A 26,499-nucleotide genomic window follows, 5' to 3' on the forward strand; every position below is an offset into this window, starting at 1 on the left:
CCGAGCCAGTCCTTCGACGAAGTCGTTCCCGCCAGAGGGCTCAGCCGTCCCCAGGGTGAGTCTCAATCCTGCGCTGGTTGAGCCGCGGACCCGACGAAGGAGGGCCCGCGCGCCGACCCGACGAAGGAGGGCCCGCGCGCCGAAACCACGGTGAGAAGTGCTGGGACTCAGCTGCATTCGTCACAGTCTCGCGCGATCTCACCGGGTTTGTTCCGTGACGTAGTCACATGGTGAGGACGAGCTTGCCGAACAGGTCGCCGTCGATCATCCGCTCGAACGCTCCGCGGGCCTCGGACAGCGGGCGGACGGAGTCGATCACCGGCTCGATGCGACGGGAAGCCATGAAGCTCAGCAGGGCCTCGAGTTCCGAGCGAGTGCCCATCGTCGAACCCTGAATCCGCATCTGCTGGAAGAAGATCCGGGTGAGCTCCGCCTTGTCCGGTGCATCTCCCGACGTCGCCCCGGCGATCACGATCGTGCCGCCCGGGCGCAGCGACTTCACCGAGTGCGACCAGGTCGCGGCACCAACGGTCTCGAGCACGGCGTCGACCCGGCGCGGCAACCGCTCCCCCGACCCGAACGCGTCCTCGGCGCCGAGTTCGACGGCGCGCCGGCCGCGCTCCTCGTCGCGAGAGGTCACGAACATCCGCAGTCCTGCGGCGCTGCCCAATTGCACTGCGGCAGTGGCCACTCCACCACCCGCACCCTGAACGAGCACCGAGTCGCCGGGCTTCACGCCGGCCTGGACGAACAACATCCGGTACGCGGTCAGCCAACCGGTCGACACGCAGGCGGCGTGCTCCACCGCCAGCCCTTCGGGCAGAGGCACGAGATTCGCCGCGGGGATCCGCACGTACTCGGCGAGAGTCCCGGGGTACACCTCGGACAGCAACGATCGCTTTGGATCAAGCGTCTCGTCACCTGTCCACCCCGGGCTCGCGATCACGGTGTGCAACACCACGATCCGTCCGTCGTCCGTTTCACCGACACCATCACAACCGAGCACCATCGGCAGCCGTTCGGGCGACAGACCGACGCCACGCAACGACCAGACATCGTGATGGTTGAGACTGGCCGCCTTCATCCGCACCGACACCCACTCCGCAGGCGTGCTGGCTGGGACGATGTCACTGACCTCGAGAGCGGACAGTGGGTCGACAGAGTCGGTGCGGGCGGCGTGAGCGGCGAACATGGTGCCAGCCTAGACACACTGACCTCGACAATCCGTTGCTTCGTCCGCCCGGCCCGGCGTAGCGTGAGAGCAAATCCGGCCAGGCTGCAACGGAGCGTCCGTCGCACGTACGAATCCTGTTGCCGGACGGGAGGATTCGAATGGTCAACATCGCCGGTGAAATTTGGGAGACCGCTGATCGCCAGCCGGAGCATCTCGCGGTTCGTACGCTGGATTCGCAACTCACCTTCGCCGAGTTGAAGGCTGCCAGTGCGGCAGCCGGCGGCTACTTCCGGCAGGCCGGAGTGCAGCCGTACGACCGCGTCCTGTTCATCGCGCCGACAGTGATGGAGTTCCCGATCACCTACCTGGGTCTGCACGCTCTGGGTGCAACGCTGATCACTGCCAACACGATGTCGACCGCTGCGGAGCTGGACTACCTCTGTGAGGACGCGGGTGTCAGCCGTATCGTCGCGTACAGCCAGTGCGCGGATGCGTCCGGCGTGGTGGCCGAGCGCCGCGACCTACCGCTGGACATCATCGAGCCCGGCCATCGCTACGACACCGAGCCGCTGACCGCAGCGCACGATCACGACGCGAATGCCACTGCGCTCATCCTCTACACCTCCGGCACGACGGGCCGCCCGAAGGGTGCCGAGCTGACGGCGGACAACCTGGTGCAAACGCCCAAGATGTTCGAGCCGGTGCTGCAGGTCGAACCTGGCGACAGGTTCGGCACGGGTCTGCCGCTGTTCCACGTCTTCGGTCAGTGCGTGGTGATGAACGCCGTGCTCGTCCAGGGGGTCACGCTCTCGATCCTGCACCCGTTCACCCCGCAGACGATGCTGCGGATGATCACCGAGCACGAGCTGACCGTCGTGTCAGGCGTCCCGACCATGTGGAACGCCATCCTGCACGCCGCCGGCGACTACTGCGCCGACGACTTCAAGCACCTGCGTGTGGCCAGCTCGGGCGGCGCGTCGCTGCCGGTCGAGGTGATCAACGCCTTCAAGAAGAAGTTCGGCTGCGCGATCCTGGAGGGATACGGGCTCACGGAGTCCAACGGCACGGCGACCTTCAACGACCTTCGTCGGGAACAGAAGGTCGGCACCGTCGGCCCGCCTCTCCCGGGTGCCGCCGTCGAGATCCGCGACCCGTCCGGGCAGCCGGTCGAGCCGGGCACCGTCGGCGAGGTCTTCATCACCGGACCGATGATCTTCAAGGGTTACTGGAATCGCCCGGACGCGACCGCGTCCGACCTGCAGGACGGATGGTTGCGCACCGGCGATCTCGGCTCCGTGGATGCCGACGGGTATCTGAGCATCGTCGACCGGGTGAAGGATCTCATCATCCGTGGTGGCTACAACGTCTACCCCCGCGAGGTCGAGGAGGTGCTCTACGCGCACCCCGATATCGTCGAGGCCGCCGTCGTCGGTATCCCGCACGAGCACTACGGCGAGGAAGTAGCCGCTGTGGTCGTGCGCACCCCCGGCTCCACCCTCGACGCCGAAGGGTTGCGCGCCTACGCGAAGGAACAACTCTCGGCGTACAAGGTCCCGCACGTCATCACGTTCACCGACGCCCTGCCCAAGGGTGCGACCGGCAAAATCCTCAAACGCGCGATCGATCGCGCGTCCCTCGAGGCGCAGGAGCGGGCATGACCAGCGTCCCCACCGTCACCGGCACCGTCGAGTCCGCAGAGCTCGGACGGGTGCTCGTGCACGAACACGTCTTCGTGGTGAACGAGGAGTACCGGCAGAACTTCCAGGGCGACTGGGACGAGGAGGGAAAGATCGCCGATGCGGTCCGCGACCTCAACGAATTGAAGGGACTCGGGATCGACACGATCCTCGATCCGACCGTGCTCGGCCTGGGCCGCTACATCCCGCGGATCCAGAAGATCGCCGCACAGACCGACCTGAACATCGTCGTCGCGACCGGCGTCTACACGTACAACGAGATCCCGTTCCAATTCCATTACAGCGGACCGGGATTGCTGTTCGACGTCCCCGAGCCGATGACCGAACTCTTCGTGAAGGACCTCACCGAGGGAATCGCCGACACCGGCGTCCGAGCGGGATTCCTCAAGTGCGCGATCGAGGAGCAAGGGATGACTCCGGGCGTCGAGCGCGTGATGCGAGCGGTCGCGCAGGCGCACGTCCGCACCGGTGCACCCATCACCGTTCACACCAACCCGCATACCCGCTCCGGGCTGGAGGCGCAGCGAGTCCTGCGCGAAGAGGGCGTCGACCTGACCAAGGTCGTCATCGGGCACTCCGGCGACACGACCGACCTGGATTACCTCGCCGAACTCGCGGACGCCGGATCGCTTCTCGGCATGGACCGGTTCGGCCTCGACGTGCTGCTGCCGTTCAAGGACCGAGTCCGCACGGTCGTCGATCTCGTCGAGCGCGGCTACGCCGAGAAGATCGTCCTCGCGCACGACGCGTCGTGCTTCATCGACTGGTTCGACCCTGAGGCGAAGCGGCAGGTGGTGCCCAAGTGGAACTTCCGCCACATCAGCGAGGATGTCCTTCCTGCCCTGCGCGACGGCGGCGTCAGTGACGACGACATCGAGACCATGTTGGTCGCGAATCCTCGCCGTTACTTCGAGCGCTGATCGGTCAGCTCTCGCTCGGATCCTTCAGGCAGAGCGTCACCGCCGAACGCGTCGAGCTCGAAGTGCTGCGGGTCGATGGCGCAGCGGTCGGATCCGGCTCCGAGTCGCCACCCAGCTCGGATCGAGTGCGTCGAGACGATACTGACCGAACTGCCGAGGAAACTGCTGTTCGGGCATCCGTCACGTCCCCTTGTCCATCGAGGTCTCGACGGGACCTCACCCCGGTCCCGCCGAGGCCTCACCGAGGCCTCACCGAATCGTGCGCCATTGTGCTCGGTCGACAGGGCGATCGCTCGGATATCGTCGCGACGTGTCCCCCGCCGTTCATGACGATCCTCGCGCCGCCCCCGTCAGCACACCGCGCACCGCCTTCGTCCTCGGTGGCGGCGGTGTGTTGGGTGCCACCCAGATCGGCGCCCTACGAGCCCTGGTCGACCACGGCATCACCCCGGACGTCGTCCTCGGCACCAGCATCGGGGCGATCAACGGGGCGGCGTTCGCCGGCAGACCGGACGCGTCAGGTCTCGCGGATTTGGAGGACCTGTGGACACAACTGACCACGGTGCGCGGACTGCGCGACCGAGCGGACTATCTGCGCCGTCCTCGCGGACGAGACCTACGCACTCACCTCTACCCCTCCGGCGGGCTGCTCAAACTGCTGCGTGACGAACTGCCGGCCCGATCGATCGAAGACCTCCCGGTGCGCTTCCAGTGTGTGGCAGCGAGCGTCGAGCAGGCGAAGGCGCACTGGTTCACCAAAGGACCGCTCGCCGAAGCAGTCGTCGCATCCTGTTCGGTACCAGGGATGTTCCCGCCGTTTCGGATCGGCGACGAGCACTTCTTCGACGGCGGTCTGGTGCACTCGATCCCCGTCGGCCGCGCGATGCTGCTGGACTGCGACCGAATCTTCGTGATGCACGTCGGTCGGGTCGACCGCTCGCTGCGCGCCCCCAGATGGCCCTGGCAGGTGGGTCAGGTCGCGTTCGAGATCGCCCGGCGCCACCGGTATCTGGAGGAGATCGAGTCGGTACCGGACGAGATCGAACTGATCGTGCTGCCGACCGGCACCGAAGCGGCACCGTCCGTGTCCTTCGGCCAGATGTCGAACACCGCCGTCCGCCGCCGGATCGACGACGCCTACGACGCGGCGTCCGCACACCTGACCGGCCTGCGCCGGTGAATCCGCCGGTCCCTGGACTGATCGTCCGTCGGATCCTTCGCGATCCGATCTACGCCGTTGTCGCGCCGGTCATGATGTTGCTGCTCGTCGTCCTCGGCTGTCTGTTGTGGGTGCTGGAGTTGCCCAGCCGCCGCAAGCGCGGATGGCGCCTGACGTGGACCTGTGCGGTTGCCGTCCTGCTCGACTGGTCGGTGTTCGTGCGCTGTACCTGGTTGTGGTGTGTGATGCCGCCTTGGCGACGCAATCAGCAGGAGTGGCAGGCACGACATGTGGTCGTGCTCGGCCAGGAACTGCACCGGTTCGTGCAGGCAGCCGATCGCCTGGTGGGGCTCGACCTACGGGTGAGGGCGCCGGCCGTGGATCCGGACCGGCCCGTGCTCCTGCTCGCCCGCCACGCCGGCACCGGAGACTCGTTGCTGATGGTGTACGTCATCACCCACACTCTGGTGCGTGTTCCCCGCGTGGTGTTGAAACGGGCGCTGCTGTGGGACCCGGCCATGGACCTGTGCTTGCGTCGACTGCACGCCTACTTCCTCGGTGAGGGCATGACTCCACAGGTGCGTGACGAACAGTTGCGCGCTTTCGCCGAACAGGTCGAGGTGAACGACGCGACCCTCCTGTTCCCCGAAGGCCGCAACTGGTCACCCGGCCGGCACGCGTCCGATCTCGCCGAGGCGATCGAGAAGGGTGAGACCGAGCGAGCGGCCTGGCTGGAACGCAACCCGCGGGTGCTGTCGCCACGATCCACCGGTGTACGCCGCATCCTGCAGGCCAGGCCCGATTCCCAGGTGCTCGTCGCGGGCCATCAGGGAGTGGAGGACCTTCGCTCGGTGCCCGACACCTGGCGGGCCCTGCCACTGCGTCGGCAGATCCATATCGATGTGCGACAGGCAGATTCGCTACCGGACGAGCACATCGATGCCTGGCTGCAGGACGAGTGGGAACGGTTGGACGACTGGACCGACGAACTCGACGGCGACTGAGCGCCCCGCCGAGCCCTACTCGGCAGGGCGGACGGCGAACGAGACCGCGTCGATGCGGGCCCGCACCTCACCGTCGGTCGCCAGTCTCTCCCCCACGCGCTGCGCGAGGGCTGAAACCTCGGACGCGTCCAGCCCGGGCCGCAGGTGCAGCACGATGCGTAGTGCGCCGCTCTCTCCTGCCTCACAGGACGCTCCGGCCGCAGCCTGTTCGAGCGCCACCGCCGAGTCGACCGCTGCGATGACGTGCTCGTCCTCGTGTGCCGGACGCCACGGACGTCCCATCGCCAGCGCCCACACCATGCTGGGTCGCAGGACGGCCTGGTGCGGACCGGCCAGGTCGACCACCATCACGTCGGCGCGCTCGCTCACCGCAGCCTGCGCGGCCTTGTCCGCTGCCACCGGGGAAGGCCGTGCCGCCGGATCCCACGCGTGCAGCGAATCGAGTGAGGTGAAGACCGGCAGTGCACGCGTGCCGTCTTGTCCGACGAGCACCGCCACCGCCATGTCGGCGGCCTTGTCCGCGTGCAGGCCGCCGCCCTGAACGACCTCGGTGGCGTCGGCGACGATCGGAACCAGGAAGCGGGCGTCGGCGAGGGTCGCCATCAGCGAGACTTCGTCACCGGGAGCTGAAAGGGCCTGCAGTACAGCCGGACTCGCCGAACCGTCATCGTGTCCGAAACCGGTGTCGGTGACCTGCCTACCCCGCCAGGTCTGCCCTGCGGAGTCGAACTGCTCGTTGTCGTCGGTCGAGTCAGGCACCTGGGAGCTCACAGCGTTCTCACGCACGCCCGGCGACGTCGAGCGCCTCGGGCAGCGTGAACGCCCGCTTGTACAGGGCCGAACCGACGATCGCCCCTTCGACACCGTTCGGCACCAGTTCACGGATCGCACGTAGGTCGTCCAACGTCGAGACACCACCCGATGCGACGACCGGACGGTCGGTGCGTGAGCAGACGTCCTTCAGCAGGTCGACGTTCGCGCCCTGCATCATCCCGTCCTTGGCGACATCGGTCACCACGTAACGAGCGCAACCCTCACCGTCGAGGCGGGCGAGCGTCTCGTAGAGGTCGCCGCCTTCCTTGGTCCAGCCACGCGCGGCGAGCGTGGTGCCCTTGACGTCGAGGCCGACGGCGATCCGGTCTCCGTGCTCGGCGATCGCGCGGGCGGTCCATTCCGGGTGCTCCAGCGCAGCGGTGCCGAGGTTGACCCGGCGGCAGCCGGTGGCCAGTGCCCGTTCGAGGGTCTCGGCGTCGCGGATGCCGCCGGACAGTTCCACCTTGATGTCGAGACGCTGCACGATGGAGGCGAGCAGTTCGTGGTTCGACCCGCGACCGAAGGCGGCGTCCAGATCGACGAGGTGCAGCCACTCGGCTCCCTGGTCCTCCCAGCCCTTCGCGGCCAGCCACGGGTCACCGAACTCACCACCGGTGCCGGCGATGCCCTGCACCAGTTGGACGGCCTGGCCGTCGACGACGTCGACGGCCGGAAGAAGCTCGAGGCGTGGCTGTTCGGTCATGTCACTTCCCTTGTCTCACAACGAATCACACCAGTTGCGCAACAACTGCGCACCGGCGTCCCCGGACTTCTCCGGGTGGAATTGAGTGCCAGCCAGGAGGCCGTCCTCGACCGCGGCGACGAAGGAGCCACCGTGCGTGGCCGTGCTGACGACGGCGGTGTCGGCACCTGCCCAGCGCGACGGGGCGAAGGAGTGGACGAAGTAGAACCGTTCGCCGTCCAGACCGTCCAACAACACGCTCCCCGCCCCGGCGGCGACCTGACTCCACCCCATGTGCGGGACGACGTCGGCTTCGAGGCGGCCGACCTCGCCGGCCCAGCGCCGAAGGCCCGGCAACGGGGCCGGGCTGGGTTCGGCGCTGCCGTCGAACATCACCTGGTAGCCGACGCAGACGCCGAGAACCGGACGCCCGTTCGTGAGCCGCTGCTCGATCAATCCGGCAGCACCGACCGCGTCGAGGCCGGCCATGCACGCGTGGAAGTTGCCGACACCGGGCACGTACAGTCCGTCGGCCGACAGTGCGGCCTCACGATCGGCCGTCAACTCGACATCGGCGCCGACCCGCTCGAGCATGCGGACGACGGAGCGCACGTTGCCGCTGCCGTAGTCGAGGACGACGACCCGCTTCACAGGTTCTCCCGCAGTTCGGCGCGCATCTCGGCCTCGTCGCCGGCAACCTTCTCGAAGTGAGCGACGGCGCTCCGGTCGGGCTCCACCAGAACTGCTTCGAGGTCGGACTTCACGCCCTCGCCGGACAGCATCCCGGCACCCGGCAATGCGAGAGCGTGCATCAACTGCTGCAACTGCGCGGTCGGGTCACCGGCGCGAGCCGCGAGCACCCGACGGACCCCGGCGACATCGTTCTCGTCGAGACCCGCCGACTCGGCGAGCTGACCGAGCTTCAGCGGTGGGAAACCAGGCACCTCATCCGCGCCGTGACCGGGCGTCCAACTGACCATCCGCGGTGCGGAGCGCCAGCCACGGGTCTGCGCGGACACGATCGCAATACCGTCGATCACGAAGAACCCCAAGGCTGTTCGCAGCCGGGTCGGTACCGGACGGTTCGCTGTCACGGTCAACGCGTCGTCGTATGGGGCCGCCAGCTGAGTCGGTCCGGCGGGGACGACCGCGGTCCAGCCGGGCAGCGGGACGACGTAGCTGGGCACCACACCGCGCCGCACCCACGCGTCGGTCAGCTTGGCGTCGGCGTGCAGCAGCAGAACGCCGGGCAGCGTTCGACTCATGATCGGCTCATCGGGTCAAAGCACGCCCTTGGCGCTGGGCACGCCCTCGACGCGCGGATCGCGCGCGATCGCGGCGCGCAGCGCTCGGGCGACCGCCTTGAACTGAGTCTCCACGATGTGGTGCGGGTCGCGACCGGAAAGCACGCGAACGTGCAGCGCGATCCCCGCGTGGTACGCGAAGCTCTCCAGCACGTGTCGGGTCAGCGAGCCGGTGTAGTCGCCGCCGATGATCGCGTAGATCTGCCCGTCGGGTTCACCGACGTGCACGAAGTAGGGGCGACCGGCCACGTCCACGACGGCCTGCACGAGTGCCTCGTCCAGCGGCACCGTCGCATCGCCGAACCGGCTGATCCCGCACTTGTCACCGAGCGCCTCACGGACGGCCTGCCCGAGCAGGATCGCGGTGTCCTCGACCGAGTGGTGAGCGTCCACGTCGACATCGCCGACGGTCTTGACCCGCAGATCGATGAGCGAGTGCTTCGCCAAGCTCTCGAGCATGTGGTCGTAGAAGCGCACACCCGTCGAGATCTCGGCCTTCCCGGTTCCGTCGAGGTCGACCCGCACCTCGACCGAGCTCTCCGAGGTCTTGCGCGACAACTCAGCGACGCGGTGCGGCTGGTTCTGCGGCGAGTAGGGCTCTGCGTGAACGGAATTCATGCTGTCTCCTGACGTTCATCCGCGCCTCGCGCGGTGGCGAGGACAGTGCTGAAGGCGGCGAGGACGGCGTCCGTCTCGTCCGGTGTGCCTGCGGTGATCCGCAGGTGGTTGGCGATGCCGACGTCACGCACCAGGACCCCCTGGTCGAGCAGAGCCTGCCAGGTCGTGGCGGCGTCGTCGAACCCGCCGACGAGGACGAAGTTCGCATCACTCGGCACCGGTCGCAACCCGAGATCGGTGCACCCCGCGACCAGTCGGTCACGCTCGGCCTTGATCGCCTCGACCATCGACAACATCGTGGTGCGGTGTTCGAGAGCGGCACACGCGGCCGCCTGCGTGACGGACGAGAGGTGATAGGGCATCCGGACCAGACGGAGCAGGTCGATCAGGTGTGGGTCAGCAACCAGGTAGCCCAGACGTACCCCCGCGAAGGCGAACGCCTTGGACATCGTGCGGGTCACCACCAGTCGCGGCCGTCCCTCGAGCAGCGTGATCGCACTCGGCGTGCCCGGTCGCGCGAACTCGGCGTACGCCTCGTCGACGACGACGATCGCGTTCGGTGCTGCGTCGTACACGGCCTGCACGACGTCGAGGTCGAGTGCGGTGCCGGTCGGGTTGTTCGGGGAGGTGAGGAACACCACCGACGGGTCATGTTCCGTCGCCTGTTCCACCGCGAGGTCGAGATCGATGTCGAAGCGGGACGGATCCTGGGTGCGCATTCCGTCGACCCAGCTCGTACCGCTCACGCCGCTGATGATCGGGTGCATCGAGTACGACGGGGTGAAGCCGAGGGCGGTACGTCCGGTGCCGCCGAAGGCCTGCACGATGTGCTGCAGCACCTCGTTGGAGCCGTTGCCCGCCCAGACCCGGTCCGGCTCCACGTGCACGTCGGTCGTCCGGGTGAGGTAGCCGGCCAGGTCGGTGCGCAGGCGGGTGAACTCACGGTCGGGGTACCGGTTGAGCGTGCTCGCGACGGCCTCCACCTCGGCGAGGATCGCGTCAATCACCTCGCGTGAGACGCCGTAGGAGGATTCGTTGGTGTTGAGCGCCACGGGCACGTCGAGCTGCGGAGCGCCGTAGGCGGTGCGGCCGCGCAGATCCGCGCGCAGCAGTCGGTCGAGTTCGTTCATGAGCGCGCCTCGAAGCGGGCGGTCACGGCCTCACCGTGCGCCGGTAGATCTTCGGAATTTGCAAGCGTCACAACGGTTTCGGCGATCACATCGAGCGCGTCACGAGAGTAGTCGATGACGTGGACACCGCGCAGGAAGGACTGCACCGACAGACCGCTGCTGTGGCACGCGCATCCGCCCGTGGGCAGGACGTGGTTCGAACCGGCGGCGTAGTCGCCCAGGCTCACCGGCGAGTGATCGCCGACGAAGATCGCGCCGGCATTGCGGACCTTGGCAGCCACCGAGGCTGCGTCCGCGGTCTGGATCTCCAGGTGCTCGGCCGCGTAGGAGTCGACGACCCGCAGTCCGGCCGACACGTCGTCGACGAGGACGGTGCCCGACTGGCGCCCGGTCAGCGCGATACGCACGCGCTCGGTGTGCTTGGTCGCGGGCACCCGGCGCTCCAGCGCGGCGTCGACGGCGTCGGCCAGCTCGACCGAGTCGGTGACCAGCACCGATGCAGCCAGTTCGTCGTGCTCTGCCTGGCTGATCAGGTCGGCCGCCACCAGGTCCGGCTGCGCGGTGGCATCGGCGAGGATCGCGATCTCGGTGGGGCCCGCTTCGGCGTCGATTCCGATGAGCCCCTTGAGCAACCGCTTGGCGGCGGCGACGTAGATGTTGCCCGGGCCGGTGACCAACGTCGCCGGTTCACAGACCGTGACGCCGGACGCGTCCCGCGCACCGTGCGCGAACATCGCGACCGCCTGTGCCCCGCCGACCGCGTACACCTCGTCGACGTCGAGCAGCGCGCACGCGGCCAGGATCGTCGGGTGCGGGTAACCGCCATTGTCCTTCTGAGGGGGGCTGGCGACCGCGATCGAGCCGACCTCGGCCAGTTGCGCGGGCACCACGTTCATCACCACCGAGCTCGGGTACACCGCCTTGCCGCCGGGGACGTAGAGACCGACCCGATCGACCGGGATCCACTTCTCGGTGACCGTGCCACCGTCGCTGACCTTCGTGGTCACCTCGGTGCGGCGCTGGTCGGCGTGCACCAGGCGAGCGCGGCGGATCGACTCCTCGAGCGCGGCGCGGACGGCCGGGTCGAGCGTTTCGAGCGCGGCGGTGATGACCTCGGCGGGCACCCGAAGCTGCGGGGGTCGGACGCCGTCGAACTTCTCCCCCAGCTCCAGCAGCGCCTCGACGCCACCATGCTCGACCTGCTCGCAGATCGGACGGACCGCGGCCAGCGCGGCCTCGACGTCGAACTCGGCACGGGGCAGGGTGTTACGCAGGCCGCGGGCGTCCAGGTCGGACAGGGCGGTGCCGCGCAGATCGATACGGGAAAGCACGTGCTTCAGTCTACGAAGCTCGCCGGTGTGATGTAGAACCGTCCACCGAACGGCCGCCCGACCAGCTGCTCACCGGCTCGGATTGGGGTCCCGGCCGAGGCGTTTCTTCTCGCCGTAGAAAACTTCCTCGACCACACCACGCGCCTTACGCGCCGCTCGGCGATACCGCTCGGACAGCTGGTTGCCCGAGCCAACCGGCCAGCCCATCACCCGGGCGATGCCGTTCGCGTCGGTCATGTTGCTCGGCAACCCGTCGACCGCGCGGCCGCGCCACAGCACGGACGCGTTACGCAGGCGCGAGGCAAGCGTCCAGGACTGCCGAAGCATCGACGCCGCCTCGTCGTCGATCAGACCGTGCTCGGCAAGCGCCTTGAGCGGAGTCATCGTGCCCGGGTGACGCAGGTCGGGGTAGGCGGCGGCGTGCTGCAGTTGCAGCATCTGGACGGTCCATTCGACGTCCGACAGACCGCCGTGACCGAGCTTGAAGTGCCGTTTCAGATCGCCGCCGCGCGGGATGCGTTCGGCCTCCATGCGGGCCTTCAGGGTGCGTATCTGACGAACGGCCTTGTCGTCGATGCCGCCCTCGGGGTAACGAAGCGGGTCGATGATCTCGATGAACCGGCGACCGACCTCCGGGTCGCCGGCGACCGGCGAGGCACGCAGCAGGGCCTGCGCCTCCCAGCCCTCGGACCAGCGCTCGTAGTACGCGGCGTACGACTCCAGCGTGCGGACCAAGGGACCGGCCTTGCCCTCCGGACGCAGGTCGGCATCGATGCCCAAGGCTGGGTCAGGGCCTGCGGAACTCAGGTGTTTGCGGACGAAGCCGACCACGGTTTCGGCCTGCTTCTCGGCAGTCTTCGGGTCAGCACCCTCGGCCGGGTCATGCACGAACAGCACGTCGGCGTCGCTGGCGTAACCGCACTCGCGACCCCCGAGCCGGCCCATGCCGATGATCGCGACGCGGGTCGAAAGTCGTTCTCCCGCTTCCCTTTCCACAGCTCGGATCGCGATTCCCAGCGTGACATGCAGAGCGGCTGCGGTGAGGTCGCTGAGTGCGGTCTCGACCGCGTCCGTGTCGAGGTCGCCGGACAGGTCGGCGATCGCGATGCGGATGAGTTCGGTGCGCCGGGTGGACCGCAACCCGACGACGGCCTTTTCTTCATCCTCCTGGCGGGACGCGGCCGCTTTCATCGCGGTGATGATCGCCTCACGCGACAACGGGACGAGCGCGTCCTTGTCGCCGACGAGCGCGGCGGCGGACGGGGCGCGTTCCAGCAGCCCGGACACGAACCGGCTGGTGGCCAGCACCCGCGCCAGGGTCTCGGCGGCGGAGCCTTCGTCACGCAGCATGCGCAGATACCAGGGGCTGGTGCCCAGGGCCTCACTGATCTTGCGGAACGTGAGCAGGCCCAGATCAGGATCGGGCTCCTCGGCGAACCACTGCAACATCACCGGCATGAGCGTGCGCTGGATCGCCGCGCGTCGGTTCACTCCCCCGGTCAGAGCCTCCAGGTGACGCATGGCTCCCTTGGCGTCGCGGTAACCCAGCGCGTTCAACCGGTCGGCCGCACTCTCCGGGCTCAGACGAGCGTCGTCGTCGGACAACCGCGCAACGGCCGACAGGAGCGGACGGTAGAAGATGCTTTCATGCAGGTGGCGCACCTCGCGCGACTGCTTGCGCCACAGCGACTCGATCTCGGTGTCGGCGTCACTACGGAAGCCGAGTCCGCGCCCGATCCGCCGACGGTCGGTCTCGGAGGTCGGCATCAAGTGGGTGCGCCGCATCTTCGAGACCTGGATGCGGTGCTCCATCGCCCGAAGGGTCCGGTACGCCTGGTCCAGCTTTGCGGCGTCGGTACGACCGATGTAACCGCGGTTGGCGAGCGCGTCGATCGCTGCCAGAGTGCTGCGCAGCCGCAATCGTTCGTCGGTGCGGCCGTGCACCAGCTGGAGCAGCTGCATGCTGAACTCGATGTCGCGCAGGCCGCCAGGCCCGAGCTTGATCTGCCGGGCCGCCTCCCCGGCGGGCACGTGCTGCTCGACGCGGCGACGCATGGCCTGGACGTCCTCGACGAAGTTCTCCCGGTGGGCGGCCTGCCAGATCATCGGCTGGATGGCGTCGAGATACTCCGCGCCGAGTTCCATGTCGCCCGCGACCGGTCGTGCCTTCAGCAGCGCCTGGAACTCCCACGTCTTCGCCCAACGCTCGTAGTAACGACGATGGCTGGCCACCGTGCGCACCAGCGGGCCTTGTTTGCCCTCCGGGCGCAGCGCCGCGTCCACCTCCCACAGGCTTCCCTCCCCGGTCGAGGTGCTGCAGATCCGCATCAGGTCGATCGCCAGTTTCGTCGCCACAGAAAGGGCTTCGTCCTCGTCGGCACCGTCGGCCGGCTCGGCCACGAACACGACGTCGACATCGGAGATGTAGTTGAGCTCGCGTGCCCCACACTTGCCCATCGCGATCACGGTGAGCCGACACCGATCACTGTCGTCGTGTTCACGGGAGGCGATGTCGAGGGCGGTCTGCAGCGCGGCGCCGGCCAGGTCCGCAAGCGCTTGCGAGACCTGGGGCAGCAGTTCGACCGAGTTGCCGCAGAGGTCGACAGCCGCGATCTTCAGCAGTTGGCGCTTGTAGGCGATCCGCAGCAGATCGACCGCTTCCGGACCGGTGCTGTCGCGCACCTCGTTCGAGACCGCCTCGCGCAGCGTCGCCTCGTCGCCGATCGTGGCGTCCGCGACCTCGCGCCATTGCTCGGGGCGGCGCACCAGCCAGTCGGTGAGTGCGGAGGATGCACCGAGCAGATGCAACAGCCGATCGGCGCGGTCGCCGTCCTGTGCCAGCAGCTCGCCGACCTCGCGGCGATCACCGGCGTCCAGCGCCTCGTACAACCGGACCAGGCCCAGGGCCGCGCCATCGGGATCGGCGACCTTCGACAACGGGCCGACCAACGCCTCCGGCGACCAGTCGGGCACCTGCTCCAGCAGACCCTTGCTTCGGGACGGTTCCAGGAAGCCGACGCGGGTGAGGGCGCCGTCGGTCAGTGCGGACTCGGCGCTCATAGCCGGTAAAGGTAGTGCCGGATCTCGAACTGGGTGACTTGCTCGCGGTAGGCCGCCCACTCGGCGCGCTTGTTGCGCAGGAAGAAGTCGAAGACGTGCTCGCCAAGGGTTTCGGCGACCAGTTCGCTCTCCTCCATCAGGTGGATCGCGTGGTCGAGGGACGCCGGCAGCGGGTCGATGCCCATCGCTCGGCGCTCTCGGTCAGTGAGGTGCCAGACGTCGTCCTCGGCCTCCGCCGGCAGGTCGTACTCCTGCTCGATCCCGCGCATGCCTGCGGCCAGCACGAGCGCGTAGGCGAGGTAGGGGTTGCAGGACGGATCGAGGGACCGGATCTCGACGCGGGTCGAGGCTCCCTTGTTCGGCTTGTACATCGGCACTCGCACCATCGCGCTGCGGTTGTTGTGGCCCCAGCAGATGTACGCCGGAGCCTCTTGGCCGCCCCATAGCCGCTTGTAGGAGTTGACCCACTGATTGGTGACGGCGGAGATCTCCGGTGCGTGCTTCAGGACGCCCGCGATGAAGCGGCGCGCGGTGAGCGACAGCTGGTACGGCGCACCGGGTTCGTAGAACGCGTTGGTGTCACCCTCGAACAGCGACACGTGCGTGTGCATGCCCGAACCCGGTTGTTGCGCAAGCGGTTTGGGCATGAAGGACGCAAAGATGCCGCGCTCCAGCGCGACCTCCTTCACGACCGTCTTGAAGGTCATGATGTTGTCGGCGGTGGACAATGCGTCCGCATAACGCAGATCGATCTCGTTCTGGCCGGGACCGGACTCGTGATGGCTGAACTCCACCGAGATGCCCATCGTCTCCAGCATCGAGATCGCCGCTCGACGGAAGTCGTGGCCGGCACCCTGCGGAACGTGGTCGAAGAAGCCCGCTTGATCGATCGGCACCGGCTCACCGGAGTAGGACAGGTCCTTCTCGAACAGATAGAACTCGATCTCCGGGTGGGTGTAGAAGGTCAGCCCCTTCTCGGCCGCCTTGCCCAGCGCCCTACGCAGCACGCCGCGCGGGTCAGCGGCACTCGGTGAGTTGTCGGGCAACCGGATGTCGGCGAACATGCGCGCGGTGCCGGGACGCTCACCGCGCCACGGCAGAATCTGGAAGGTGGAAGCGTCCGGCCGTACGAGCATGTCGGCCTCGTAGACCCGGGCCAGTCCCTCGATCGAACTGCCGTCGAAGCCGATGCCCTCGACGAACGCCCCCTCGAGCTCGGCCGGGGCGACCGCCACCGACTTCAAGGTTCCCAACACGTCGGTGAACCACACCCGTACGAACCGGATGTCGCGTTCCTCGATGGTGCGCAGCACGAATTCCTGTTGCCGATCCATGGTTCCCATCTTGGCCTACTGCCGGGTCATACGCGTGGCCCCGGGTGGTTCACACCCGGGGCCACGCATCTCACCGCGGGGGTCGCGGCTTACTGCTGTGCGATCACTTGAACGAGATGACCAGCTTCATCGACTTCGCCGCGTGGTTCTGGACGCGGATCGTCGTGCCGGAGCCGGCGACCTTCGTCGAGGCCCACGGGTTGGTGGCGTCGTAGTAGCGGTTCGGGTCGCTGTCGTCGAACGTGGTCACGCCCGGCTTGGACGGGAAGGTGGTCGGAACACCGTTGCGGTGCAACGTGATTTCGTCACGAGCCTGCGTGGTGAACGTCGCGTCGTACGGCTGGCGACGGTTGCCGACCTTCGCACCGTCCGAGAACTTCATGTTCGCCGGGTTGGCGTCGACCGGCAGGACGAGTCCGCCGCCCGGGTGCACCGAGGTGTTGTTGTCCTCGTAGCGACCGTCGCTGAAGGTGATCAGCAGGCCGTCCTGGTAGGGGAAGTGCTCCACCCAGTCGGGCTTGGTGTTCGCGAAACCGAAGTTGTACGGACCGGTCCGCAGGCCGGCGTCGTACCCGGCGTACCGGCGGTACTCGGCGAGGTAGTACTGCGGCACCTGCTTGGTGACGGTTCCGTCGATCCGGGTGAAGCCCTTCGCGGTCCACACCGAGGTCTCGGACTCCGCACCCTCGGTGCTGGAGACACCGTCGATGGTGGTGACGATGTCGTCCAGGAACGCGCCGGCCTCGTTGTAGGCCTCGTCGGTCACGTAGGCGAAACGGAACTTGATCTTCTGTCCCTTGTACGCCGACAGGTCGACCGTCTTGGTCGCCCAGTTGAGGTTCTTACCCGTCAGCGGCGCGGCGACGTTCTTCCACGTGGTGCCACCGTCGGTGGAGACCTGCGAGTACAGGTAGTCGTAGTCCGTCTCGATGTCGTAGGCGACAGCAGCCGAGACGGACGCGGTCGAGGCGTTGGTCAGGTCGATGTCGCGGGTGAGCGACGTGGTGGTGCCATCGGTACGACCGCTCCACCATTCCATCGTTCCGGTCTTGGGCTTGGTGTACTGCTCCACGACCGTGCGGTTCGGCAGGTTGACGGCGACAGCCTGCGGAAGCTTCTTGTCGTCCAGGTCGGCCGGGCCCGTGGTGACAGTCTGGCTCGTACCCTTGGCGTAGTTCACCGTCTTGGTGTCGGACCAACCGAGGAACATCTTCTCCCAGGCGCCCATATAGCCCGGAATCGTGCCGATGCCGTCGGGGCCACCGTCGTTGAGGTAGGAACCGGCGCTCATCAGCGACCAGAACGCGGTGCTGTTGTCGCCACCCGCGGTGTCGTACAGGTCCGGCAGGCCGAGGTCGTGGCCGAACTCGTGCGCGAACACACCGAGGCCACCGTTCTCCGGCTCGGTCGTGTAGTCGCGGATCCAGATGCCGGTGTTACCGATCTGCACACCGCCGGCCTTGAAGTTGGCCGGACCGGTGGTGCCGGTACCCGACTGGACGGACCAGCGGTGGGACCAGATCGCGTCGTCGCCCTGTGCGCCGCCGCCGACTTCTTCGCCCTGGCCGGCGTGGATGGCCTGGAAGTGGTCGATGTAGCCGTCCGGCTCATCGAAGTTGCCGTCACCGTCGTAGTCGTAACGGTCCCACTTGTCGAACTGCGCCAGGTAGGTCTTGATCTGCTCGTCGGTCTTGCCGGCAGCCTTCTGCGCGTTGTACCACGCGGTGGCCGAGTCGCCGATGAACGACCAGTAGCCCTCGGCCTCGCTGGTGCCGTCGCCCTGGACCGGGTTGTGGCCGTAGCGCGCCTCGTTGTAGGGCACCTTGACCCAGTCGCTGACGTCACCGGTGACGTTGAAGCGCCCCTGGGACTGCGCCTTGTAGAAGTGCTGCATCGAGTTCGTCGGACCGAACATGAGGTCCTGGAAGTGTGCCCGGTCGAAGTTCGGCTTCCAGATGGTGCTGTTGTCGACCGAGCGGTCGGGCTGCTCGATCTGGTTGTGCATCGGACCTGCGCCACCACCCTGGGCGGGCTTGGTCTGGTCGCCGAACTCGGCGAGGATCGTGAAGATCGAGGCGGTGCGGTTGACGTCGTACTGGACGTACTTGCCCTTCTGACCGCCCTTGGCCTTCTTCATCTCGACAACACGCTTGCCGTTGATGGTCTTCAGGTTGGCCTTGCCGGCGACGACCTGCTTGACGGCGTCGTTGCGCAACTTGCCCTGCGCCTCGTGCATCGGGTCGGGCAGGTTGTCGCGCTGTACCTTCGAGGGTGCGTCGTCACCGGGCACCGCCGAAGCGGCCACCTGGCCCACGACCGGGGCCGCGGTCGCTGCGCCTGCGGCGCAAGTCATTGCCGTCACGGCAGCTGTCGTGCCCACCACGGCACGGAAAATCCGTCGGTTCACTGTTCCTCCAGGGGATCCCGGGCTGCGGGGGTGGAGCCCGGTCATCCAGGAAGTTTGGCTCCAAATCATCGCCACAGCGAGAGGCGATCTGATTTCTTTAACATCTTCTTACCTTTGCCCATCCGTAGAGGTGGCGCTCTCCGCACGTGGGCTCGTCCCTGCACAGGCGGCACGCTCGCTAGCCTTGCGGCCATGAGCGAAGAGCCCGCACCGTACGGTGGCAGCCCGGCCAAGTCCTGCGATGCCCCACAGGGCGACGGCATGCGTCCTCGCCGTCGCACCCGCACCGTCCATCTGCACCAGATGAAGGAGCGGGGCGAGAAGTGGTCGATGCTCACCGCGTACGACCAGTACGCCGCCGAGATCTTCGACGAGGCGCAGATCCCGGTGCTGCTGGTCGGTGACTCGGCCGGCAACAACGTGTTCGGGTACGAGACCACTCTTCCGGTGACTCTCGACGAATTCGTTCCGCTGGTGCGCGCGGTGTCCGGCGCGGTCAAGTACGCGATGGTCGTCGCCGACCTCCCGTTCGGCACCTACGGAGGCAGCGTCCAGCAGGGCTTCGACTCCGCGGTGCGGTTGATGAAGGAAGGGCGTGCACACGCGGTCAAGCTCGAGGGGGGCACCGCGATGGCGCCGCTGGTGCAGACCCTCACGGCCGCAGGCATTCCGGTCATGGCGCACATCGGGTTCACTCCACAGAGCGAGCACAATCTCGGCGGCTATCGGGTCCAGGGGCGAGGCGAAGCGGCAGCGAAGATGATCGCCGACGCGCGAGCGCTGCAGGACGCGGGCGCATTCGCGATCGTGATGGAGATGGTGCCGACCCCAGTCGCCGCAGAGGTGACCAAGGCGTTGCGTATCCCGACGATCGGCATCGGTGCCGGGCCGGAATGCGATGCCCAGGTGCTGGTCTGGCAGGACTTCGCCGGTTTGCGTGGCGGCAAGGCTCCCCGCTTCGTCAAGCGCTACGCCGACATTCGCAGCACCTTGTTGGACGCCGCGCGTGAGTACCGTGAGGACGTCGCCGCCGGCACCTTCCCCAACCAGGAGCAGTCCTTCGCCGAGTGATGCCCGCCGGCCTCGATCAGCGAGACGGGTGGTCCGGCACGTAACGCCACAGCACGGCTGCCGCGGCGAGTCCGACGGCCCCGGTGGCTGCGATCGCCGGACCGAGGGCGAGCGCCGCGGTGACTCCGGAAAGCAGCGCCGGTCCCCCGACGGCTCCCAGATCCGACAGTTCTCGCCAGATCCCGAGGAACTGTGCCCGTCCGACATCCGGGGAGAAGTCCGCGCCGAGCGTCATCACCATGCCGGCGCCGATGCCGTTACCGAAACCGAGCACGCAGCACACGATCGTGAAAGCGATCGGGTTGTGCGTCAACGGAATCGCCAGCAATGACACAGCCATCACGATCATCGACGGGATGGCCACCCAGCGACGTCCGCGCACGTCCATCAACTTGCCGGCCGGATAGAAGACCAGCATGTCGATTCCACCGGAGATGCCGTAGATCACCGAAGCCTGCTGCGGGCTGAGCCCCAGGCGCTCGGCCCACAAGGGGATGACCGCTTGCCGGGAGGCACGCACGGCGGCGATCAACAGGACACCGAGACCGACGGTAAGGAAGACGCGCGCGTGCTCGTGGAGCACGTGGGCTACGGTCACCCGGGATTGTCCGGCCGAGGCAGAATCCTCGAGGTCGGGCAGCGTCATCGCGAGCACACCGGCCAGCAGCAGTCCCACCGAACAGACCAGGTACGCCGCCGGCAGGCCCCACACCCCGATCGCCGCGGCGCCGAGGAACGGACCGGCGAAGACTCCGATGCGCATGACCCCACCGAGCGTCGACAGCGCGCGTGCCCGGTAGGCGATGGGGACGGCTTCGGTGAGGTACTTCTGCCGAGCCAACATGAAGACGGAGGCCGCCGCGCCGAACACGAGTACTCCGACGACCAGGTGCCACAACTGGCTTGCGCCCCAACAGATCCCACCGGCGACAGCACCGAGCAGGGCGGCTGCGACGATCGCCTTGCGCTCCCCCACCCGATGGGTGATCACGGACGCCGGCACGTTGCAGACCAGCGACGAGACGTACGTCAGCATCACCATCAAGGCCGCGACCGGGACGCTCGCCCCGAGCGAGCGTGCGGTCAACGTGACGACCGGGAGAATCGCGCCTTCCGCGAGCCCGAACAGCAGCGACGGGCCGTACGCCGCAACAGCGAGCCGGCGCAGGTCGAAACCTGCGCCGGACTCACTCACGGGTCAAGCCTTCTCCGCTGCGCCGATGGTGGCGGTGTCGATGACGAAGCGGTACCGGACGTCGCCGTCGACGACCCGCTCGTACGCCTCGTCCACCTGGTCGGCGCTGATCGTCTCGATCGTCGCGCCGATGCCGTGCTCGGCGCAGAAGTCGAGCATCTCCTGGGTCTCGGCGATGCCGCCGATCATCGAACCGGCCATCGCGGTATTGCCGCTGAATGCGCGCGGCGGCAGTTCGTACGTGCCGTTCGGCAGACCGACGTTCACCATCACACCGAACGGCTTGAGCAGCTTCATGTAGTCGAACATCGGCAGGTCCGCACTGACGGTGTTGAGGATGATGTCGAAACTGCGCTTGTGGTCGGAGAAGGTGCGCTCGTCCGAGGTGGCCAGGTGCGCGGTCGCACCCAGCGCCTCGGAGTCCTCGGCCTTGGCCATGCTGCGCGAGATGCCGTACACCTGCGCACCCATCGCGGCCGCGATCTTCACGCCGAGGTGTCCCAGGCCGCCGACGCCGACGATGCCGACCTTCGTACCCGGACGCGCACCCCAGCGCTTCAGCGGCGAGTACGTGGTGATGCCGGCGCACAGCAGCGGCGCAGCTGCATCCAACTCGATCTCGTCGGGGATGCGGCAGGCGAAACGCTCGGTCACGACGATCTGCTGGGCGTAGCCGCCCTGGGCACGCTCACCGTCGTAGTTGAGGGAGTTGTAGGTGAAGACCGCAGGCTTGGTGCAGAACTGCTCGTGGTCGTTCTTGCAGTTCTCGCACTCGCCGCACGAGTCGACCATGCAGCCGACGCCGACGCGGTCGCCGATCTTGTACTTCGTCACGCCGTCGCCGACGGCCGAGACCACACCGGCGATCTCGTGACCGGGGGTGATCGGGAACTCGATGTCGCCCCACTCCTGGCGCACCGTGTGGATGTCGCTGTGGCAGATGCCGGCGAACTTGATGTCGATCCGAATGTCGTCGTCGCGCAGGGCGCGGCGGTCGAGGGAGATCGTTTCGAAGGAACCGTTGGCCTGGGTCACCGCGAGCGCGGGTGTTTGCGTAGTCATCGCCTCCCACCGTACGACTGCGAGCGCCCGCCGGAGGACTTTCATAGTCCGACAATGCAGTGGCGCGCGCCACTCGATTCGTCGACGCCGCTGATCGGGTGATGAGATGACCCGGTGCTGTCGACGTACACCCCCTTGCTGAAGGACTCCGCCACCCGCCGTTTCATGATCGGCTCGGCGATCGGACGCCTCGGCGGTGCGATGTTCGGCATGTCCTTGGTGGCGATGATCTCCACCCGCACTGGTTCGTTCGCGCTCGCCGGGGCGGTGTCGGCGACCGGTCTGGTGATCCTGGCTTTGACCGCGGTCGTCGCCGGACGGCTCACCGACCGGTTCGGTCAGCGCCGCGTGACCTACCCGTTGTTGATCTGGTCGTCGGTGTGGTGCGTGGTGATGGTTGCGGCGTCAGCGCTGGAATGGCCGACCTGGACGTTGTTCGGTGCCTACGCGATGGCGACGATCCTGGCGAACGTCGGCACGCTCAGCCGCGCACGCTGGGCGCACAAACTGCGCGACGAGCCGAACAAGTTGCACACCTCCATGTCGCTGGAACAGGTGGTCGACGAACTGTCGTTCGTACTCGGCCCTGCCCTCGCCATCGCGCTGGCCACCCTGTGGTTCCCCGAGGCCGGCTACATCGCTGCGGCACTGTTCTATCTGGTCGGCACGCTCATCTTCCTGTCCGATCGCAGTACCGAACCTCCGGTCGACGAGGTGGCCCACCACGGCAGAGCGCTGGCCATCCGCACGCCCGGGATCCTGATCCTGACCTGCGTGCTGTTCATGACCGGCGCGATCTTCGGATCCAACGAGGTGACCGCGATCGCCGTCGCAAAGGACCAAGGCAACCCTTCGGCGTCCGGACTCATCGTCGCGCTCTTCGCGGTCGGTTCGGCCGCTGCCGGGCTCTGGTTCGGCAGTCGAACCCTCACGCGATCGCTGCAGTCTCTGCTGGTGGTCGGCACCGCCGGCATGTTCCTGCTCGAAGCGCCGATCCTGCTCACCGAGCATCTGGTGCCGATCGCCCTGGTGATGATGGTCGCCGGCGCGGCAACGGCGCCGACGCTGATCATCTCCATGCAACTGGCGCAGAAACTCGTGCCCTCATCGCAGATCAACGAGGCGATGAGCGTGGTGCTCACCGGTTTGATCATCGGGATCGCGGCCGGCTCGGCGCTGTCCGGCATCGTGATCGAACAGGTCCGTCCGCACGCCGGATTCTGGGTGCCGGTCGCCGCAGGAGGCATCGCGCTGCTGCTGGCCGTGGCCGGGCGCGCGTTCCTGCGCCGCAAACGGGCCTGAGGCTGCCGGGGGAAGCCCGAACAACGGGGAAGGGCGTGAGGCCGTCGCCTCACGCCCTTCAGCTCGAAGGCAGGCTCAGCCTTCCTTCCACTCCCGGTCGGCCTCGTCGGCCAACTCGTTCTTCTTGCGGGACAACTCGATCGCCGAGCGCGCCTCGTCCTCGGACGCGTACGGACCCATCAGGTGGTCCTTGCTCTCGGTGCTGCCGTCCTGTTCGATCTGGCCCGTGTTGACGTTGTACCAGTAGGCCATCATCACTCCTTCGTCCACCGTTGTCGGTTCATGTGCGACGACGTCCGGGTCGACCGCTGCGGACGCAGCCCGTAGGTCCGCGTCCTAAGCTGAACCCTATGCCGCTACGCAGTCCGATGGTCGCCGGAACTATCAGTCCTCGCCGTCCGGTGCCGTCCTCGATCTCCCGCCCCGAGTACGTCGACCGGCCGGAACCGACGCCGTTCGAGGGATCGGAGATCAAGGACGCCGCCACGATGGAACGCATGCGGCTCGCCGGACGCCTCGGTGCGCAGGCGCTGCAGGCCGCCGGTGCTGCCGTCCGGCCGGGTGTCACCACGGACGAACTCGACCGCGTCGCACACGAGTTCCTGCTCGACCACCACGCCTACCCCTCGACGCTCGGATACCGCGGCTTCCCCAAGTCGCTGTGTACCAGCGTCAACGAGGTCATCTGTCACGGCATCCCTGACGATCGCGAGTTGCAGGACGGCGACATCGTCAAGATCGACGTCACCGCCTACATCGACGGCGTCCACGGCGACAACTGCGCCACCTTCCTGGTGGGCGACGTCGCCCCCGAAGTACGCGACCTGGTCGACCGCACCCAGGAAGCGATGCTGCGCGGCATCAAGTCCGCGATGCCGGGTCGGCGGTTCAACGTGGTCGGACGAGTGATCGAGAAGTACGCCGCCCGTTTCGGCTACGGCGTGGTGCGCGACTACACCGGACACGGCATCGGCACCAGTTTCCACTCCGGCCTGATCGTCCCGCATTACGACGCAGCGCCGGCGTACGACGACGTCATCGAGCCCGGCATGACCTTCACCGTCGAGCCGATGATCACCCTCGGCACCCACGAATGGGAACTGTGGGATGACGGATGGACGGTCACCACGGCCGACAAGTCGTGGTGCGCACAGTTCGAACACACCGTCCTGATGACCCAGGACGGCCCGGAGATCCTCACCCTCCCGTGACGGAGAAGGAGAACGACACAATGGCAAAGGCCAAGACCTACGCCCTCGGCATCGACGTCGGCGGCAGCGGCATCAAAGGCGCCCCGGTCGACCTCGACAAGGGCAAGTTCGCGACGGACCGTCTGCGGATCGACACTCCGAAACCGGCCACCCCGGACGCGGTTGCCGAAGTCATCGAGCAGATCGCCGAGAACTTCGCGGACGAGACCAAGGGCGAGGCGATCGGCATCACCTTCCCCGCCGTCGTGATGCACGGCGTGGTGAAGACCGCGGCGAACATCGACAAGTCCTGGATCGAGACCGAGATCGAGCAGAAGCTGGAGAAGAGGCTCGGCCGCGACATCAGCGTCCTCAACGATGCCGACGCGGCCGGCGTGGGCGAACTGCACTTCGGCGCCGCCAAGGACCAGAAGGGTCTGGTCGTGATGACCACGCTCGGCACCGGCATCGGCACCGCGATCTTCAACAACGGTGTGCTGGTTCCGAATTCGGAACTCGGACACATCGAGATCGACGGTCACGACGCCGAATCACGCGCTGCCGAGAGCGTCCGCGACAAGGAGGACCTCTCCTGGCAGGAGTGGGCCGAGCGCCTGCAGAAGTACTACTCCACCCTGGAGAACCTGCTGTGGCCCGACCTCATCGTCGTCGGCGGCGGGGTGAGCAAGAAGCACGAGAAGTTCCTGCCGCTGCTCGACCTGCGTACCAAGATCGTGCCGGCGAAGCTCCAGAACGACGCGGGCATCATCGGTGCCGCATGGACCGCCCGCCACAAGCGCGACTGACCCCGAGCGCCGAATCCGCGCACCCTGCGGTGATCCGCGCACCCGTCACGGTGCGCGGATCTACTTTTCCTGCTCGGATTTGTTCGGACGCAGCTTGGCGAACGTGCCCTTCGGGTCCTTGACCGCCGACTTCACCTGCGGCACACCCTTCTTCAGCACCGTGCGCACCTTGGGCAGGGCCTTGGCGAACGCGGGGTACAGCGGCGAGAGCGGCCGGTCCCAGGTGCCGATGAGCATGTTCTCGTGCTTGGCGAACTGCCGCTTGAAGTCGCTGATGCCGTCATTGAGCAGGCCGTTGAAGTCGTAACGGGACACGCCCTGCTCACGGACATGCTTCATCGCGTGGAACTTCAGGCCGTAGTTCAGGCGCAGCTTCATGCCGCGCTCGTTGACGCCGCCGTACAACTCGAAGGCCGTCGTCGCGGAGACCACCAGCCAGACGAACGCGACGACCTGGTCGCCCTCCCAGGCCGCGATCAGCTGGGACCGCTCCCCCATCAGGTCGCGGATGCCGCGGTGGTAGTCGTCGCTGTGCACCGCGAAGCCCGCTCGCCGCGCGGTCTCGTTGTTGATCGCCAGCACCTGGGCGAGGTCCTCGTCGGTCTCGACCAGTCCGAAGCGGACGTTCTCGGCCTTGAACGACTTGCGCACGTTCTGTCGCGCACTGGAACCGAGGCCCTTCATCAGGGCATCGTCGTCCTGGCTGCAGTCGACGACGAGGGTCCGTGGGATCAGACCGGTGTTCTCGCTGGGCGAAAAGGCCTTGGCTGCAGTGTCTTTCAACCATTGCGGCGCCGGCTGCGACTGCAACTGTGCGAGAGCTTCGTCGTCGGTGCCCTTCGGCATCGGCGAGTAGCCGGCCTCCCAGTCGGGCTCGATCGACAGTGCGATCGGCTGCCGCTCGCGCTTCACCCAGACCGCGAGCGCGTCGAGCACCTCGGCGCGCCGAGCCTCATCCTGCACCTGGGGCCCGCGCGGGATGTAGGACAGGCTGCGGAACGGCTGCGGCAGCTTGCGGTGCAGCACCTGCGCCGATCCGACGATCCGGTCACCGTCGCGGACGACGAGCCGGTCTGCGGTCCACTCATACCTCGACTTCAGCTCACCCCAGCCCCAAAGTTGCAGCGGGTGTCCCCCGGCGGCGTCGACGAGTTCGTCCCATTCGGTCTGATCGGTGCACAGGGTGACGCTCAAAGTCATGCGGTCAGGCTATCCACCACCTGACTCCGACGGGTGGGCA

General features: G+C 67.3%; 23 protein-coding genes. 8 read left to right on the plus strand and 15 right to left on the minus strand.

Features of this window, described 5'->3' with window-relative positions:
• Nucleotides 1-223 precede the first annotated feature (223 nt).
• Nucleotides 224-1,192, minus strand: a complete 969-nt coding sequence (locus ACYU8W_RS01145; RefSeq protein WP_499465951.1) for a zinc-binding dehydrogenase — start codon at nucleotides 1,190-1,192, stop codon at nucleotides 224-226.
• Between the two features lie 140 nt (nucleotides 1,193-1,332).
• Between ACYU8W_RS01145 and ACYU8W_RS01150 the strand changes: the two genes are divergently transcribed.
• The 4 genes from ACYU8W_RS01150 to ACYU8W_RS01165 all read left to right on the plus strand — a co-directional run bounded on the left by ACYU8W_RS01150 (nucleotide 1,333) and on the right by ACYU8W_RS01165 (nucleotide 5,954).
• A complete protein-coding gene (locus ACYU8W_RS01150; RefSeq protein ID WP_499465953.1) occupies nucleotides 1,333-2,832 on the plus strand; it encodes an AMP-binding protein in 1,500 nt (499 codons plus the stop codon).
• A complete protein-coding gene (locus ACYU8W_RS01155; RefSeq protein WP_499465955.1) occupies nucleotides 2,829-3,791 on the plus strand; it encodes a phosphotriesterase family protein in 963 nt (320 codons plus the stop codon). The genes ACYU8W_RS01150 and ACYU8W_RS01155 overlap by 4 nt, the downstream gene beginning before the upstream one ends.
• 310 nt (nucleotides 3,792-4,101) lie before the next feature.
• A complete protein-coding gene (locus tag ACYU8W_RS01160; RefSeq protein WP_499465957.1) occupies nucleotides 4,102-4,971 on the plus strand; it encodes a patatin-like phospholipase family protein in 870 nt (289 codons plus the stop codon).
• Nucleotides 4,968-5,954, plus strand: coding sequence for a 1-acyl-sn-glycerol-3-phosphate acyltransferase (locus tag ACYU8W_RS01165; RefSeq protein ID WP_499465959.1), 987 nt, complete (start codon nucleotides 4,968-4,970; stop codon nucleotides 5,952-5,954). The genes ACYU8W_RS01160 and ACYU8W_RS01165 overlap by 4 nt, the downstream gene beginning before the upstream one ends.
• Nucleotides 5,955-5,969: 15 nt before the next feature.
• Here ACYU8W_RS01165 and ACYU8W_RS01170 read toward each other — a convergent pair whose 3' ends face one another.
• The 10 genes from ACYU8W_RS01170 to ACYU8W_RS01215 form a co-directional block, all read right to left on the minus strand.
• Complete coding sequence (locus ACYU8W_RS01170) at nucleotides 5,970-6,740, minus strand: SseB family protein (protein WP_499465961.1); 771 nt, start codon at nucleotides 6,738-6,740, stop codon at nucleotides 5,970-5,972.
• Nucleotides 6,733-7,470 (minus strand): bifunctional 1-(5-phosphoribosyl)-5-((5-phosphoribosylamino)methylideneamino)imidazole-4-carboxamide isomerase/phosphoribosylanthranilate isomerase PriA, encoded by a 738-nt coding sequence (priA, locus tag ACYU8W_RS01175; protein WP_499465963.1) that lies wholly within the window; start codon nucleotides 7,468-7,470, stop codon nucleotides 6,733-6,735. The genes ACYU8W_RS01170 and priA overlap by 8 nt, the downstream gene beginning before the upstream one ends.
• Before the next feature lie 15 nt (nucleotides 7,471-7,485).
• Nucleotides 7,486-8,100: an imidazole glycerol phosphate synthase subunit HisH gene (gene hisH, locus ACYU8W_RS01180; RefSeq protein WP_499465965.1), complete on the minus strand. Its 615-nt coding sequence runs from the start codon at nucleotides 8,098-8,100 to the stop codon at nucleotides 7,486-7,488.
• Nucleotides 8,097-8,714, minus strand: coding sequence for a hypothetical protein (locus ACYU8W_RS01185; protein WP_499465967.1), 618 nt, complete (start codon nucleotides 8,712-8,714; stop codon nucleotides 8,097-8,099). The genes hisH and ACYU8W_RS01185 overlap by 4 nt, the downstream gene beginning before the upstream one ends.
• A 15-nt stretch (nucleotides 8,715-8,729) precedes the next feature.
• Nucleotides 8,730-9,371 (minus strand): imidazoleglycerol-phosphate dehydratase HisB, encoded by a 642-nt coding sequence (hisB, locus tag ACYU8W_RS01190; protein ID WP_499465969.1) that lies wholly within the window; start codon nucleotides 9,369-9,371, stop codon nucleotides 8,730-8,732.
• Nucleotides 9,368-10,501, minus strand: a complete 1,134-nt coding sequence (locus ACYU8W_RS01195; protein WP_499465971.1) for a histidinol-phosphate transaminase — start codon at nucleotides 10,499-10,501, stop codon at nucleotides 9,368-9,370. The genes hisB and ACYU8W_RS01195 overlap by 4 nt, the downstream gene beginning before the upstream one ends.
• Nucleotides 10,498-11,832 (minus strand): histidinol dehydrogenase, encoded by a 1,335-nt coding sequence (gene hisD, locus ACYU8W_RS01200; RefSeq protein WP_499465973.1) that lies wholly within the window; start codon nucleotides 11,830-11,832, stop codon nucleotides 10,498-10,500. The genes ACYU8W_RS01195 and hisD overlap by 4 nt, the downstream gene beginning before the upstream one ends.
• A gap of 69 nt (nucleotides 11,833-11,901) precedes the next feature.
• A complete protein-coding gene (locus tag ACYU8W_RS01205) occupies nucleotides 11,902-14,892 on the minus strand; it encodes a bifunctional [glutamine synthetase] adenylyltransferase/[glutamine synthetase]-adenylyl-L-tyrosine phosphorylase (RefSeq protein ID WP_499465975.1) in 2,991 nt (996 codons plus the stop codon).
• On the minus strand, nucleotides 14,889-16,226 hold the full coding sequence (glnA, locus tag ACYU8W_RS01210; protein ID WP_499465976.1) for a type I glutamate--ammonia ligase: 1,338 nt from the start codon (nucleotides 16,224-16,226) through the stop codon (nucleotides 14,889-14,891). The genes ACYU8W_RS01205 and glnA overlap by 4 nt, the downstream gene beginning before the upstream one ends.
• A gap of 103 nt (nucleotides 16,227-16,329) precedes the next feature.
• Nucleotides 16,330-18,579, minus strand: a complete 2,250-nt coding sequence (locus ACYU8W_RS01215; RefSeq protein ID WP_499465978.1) for an immune inhibitor A domain-containing protein — start codon at nucleotides 18,577-18,579, stop codon at nucleotides 16,330-16,332.
• Between the two features lie 246 nt (nucleotides 18,580-18,825).
• Between ACYU8W_RS01215 and panB the strand changes: the two genes are divergently transcribed.
• A complete protein-coding gene (gene panB, locus ACYU8W_RS01220) occupies nucleotides 18,826-19,704 on the plus strand; it encodes a 3-methyl-2-oxobutanoate hydroxymethyltransferase (protein ID WP_499465980.1) in 879 nt (292 codons plus the stop codon).
• 16 nt (nucleotides 19,705-19,720) lie between these two features.
• Here panB and ACYU8W_RS01225 read toward each other — a convergent pair whose 3' ends face one another.
• Both ACYU8W_RS01225 and ACYU8W_RS01230 read right to left on the minus strand, forming a co-directional pair.
• Entirely contained in the window at nucleotides 19,721-20,899 is a 1,179-nt protein-coding gene (locus ACYU8W_RS01225; RefSeq protein WP_499465982.1) for an MFS transporter, read from the minus strand.
• 3 nt (nucleotides 20,900-20,902) lie between these two features.
• Entirely contained in the window at nucleotides 20,903-21,961 is a 1,059-nt protein-coding gene (locus tag ACYU8W_RS01230) for an NAD(P)-dependent alcohol dehydrogenase (protein ID WP_499465984.1), read from the minus strand.
• A gap of 114 nt (nucleotides 21,962-22,075) precedes the next feature.
• Between ACYU8W_RS01230 and ACYU8W_RS01235 the strand changes: the two genes are divergently transcribed.
• Nucleotides 22,076-23,263 carry an MFS transporter gene (locus tag ACYU8W_RS01235; RefSeq protein ID WP_499465986.1) on the plus strand — a complete coding sequence of 396 codons (1,188 nt, stop codon included), beginning with the start codon at nucleotides 22,076-22,078 and terminating at the stop codon, nucleotides 23,261-23,263.
• A 75-nt stretch (nucleotides 23,264-23,338) separates the two neighbouring features.
• Here the strand turns inward: ACYU8W_RS01235 and ACYU8W_RS01240 are convergent, their stop codons facing one another.
• Nucleotides 23,339-23,515, minus strand: a complete 177-nt coding sequence (locus ACYU8W_RS01240; RefSeq protein WP_499465988.1) for a methionine aminopeptidase — start codon at nucleotides 23,513-23,515, stop codon at nucleotides 23,339-23,341.
• A 98-nt stretch (nucleotides 23,516-23,613) separates the two neighbouring features.
• On the opposite strand from ACYU8W_RS01240, the gene map reads away from it, so the two are divergent.
• The gene (gene map / locus ACYU8W_RS01245) at nucleotides 23,614-24,474 is read left to right on the plus strand and encodes a type I methionyl aminopeptidase (RefSeq protein ID WP_499465990.1); all 861 of its coding nucleotides are present in this window, start codon (nucleotides 23,614-23,616) and stop codon (nucleotides 24,472-24,474) included.
• 20 nt (nucleotides 24,475-24,494) lie between these two features.
• Nucleotides 24,495-25,259: a polyphosphate--glucose phosphotransferase gene (ppgK, locus tag ACYU8W_RS01250; RefSeq protein WP_499465992.1), complete on the plus strand. Its 765-nt coding sequence runs from the start codon at nucleotides 24,495-24,497 to the stop codon at nucleotides 25,257-25,259.
• Nucleotides 25,260-25,319: 60 nt separating this feature from the next.
• Here the strand turns inward: ppgK and ACYU8W_RS01255 are convergent, their stop codons facing one another.
• Nucleotides 25,320-26,459 carry a lipid II:glycine glycyltransferase FemX gene (locus ACYU8W_RS01255; protein ID WP_499465994.1) on the minus strand — a complete coding sequence of 380 codons (1,140 nt, stop codon included), beginning with the start codon at nucleotides 26,457-26,459 and terminating at the stop codon, nucleotides 25,320-25,322.
• Nucleotides 26,460-26,499: the final 40 nt, after the last annotated feature.

The sequence above is a fragment of the Yimella radicis genome, assembly GCF_054778255.1.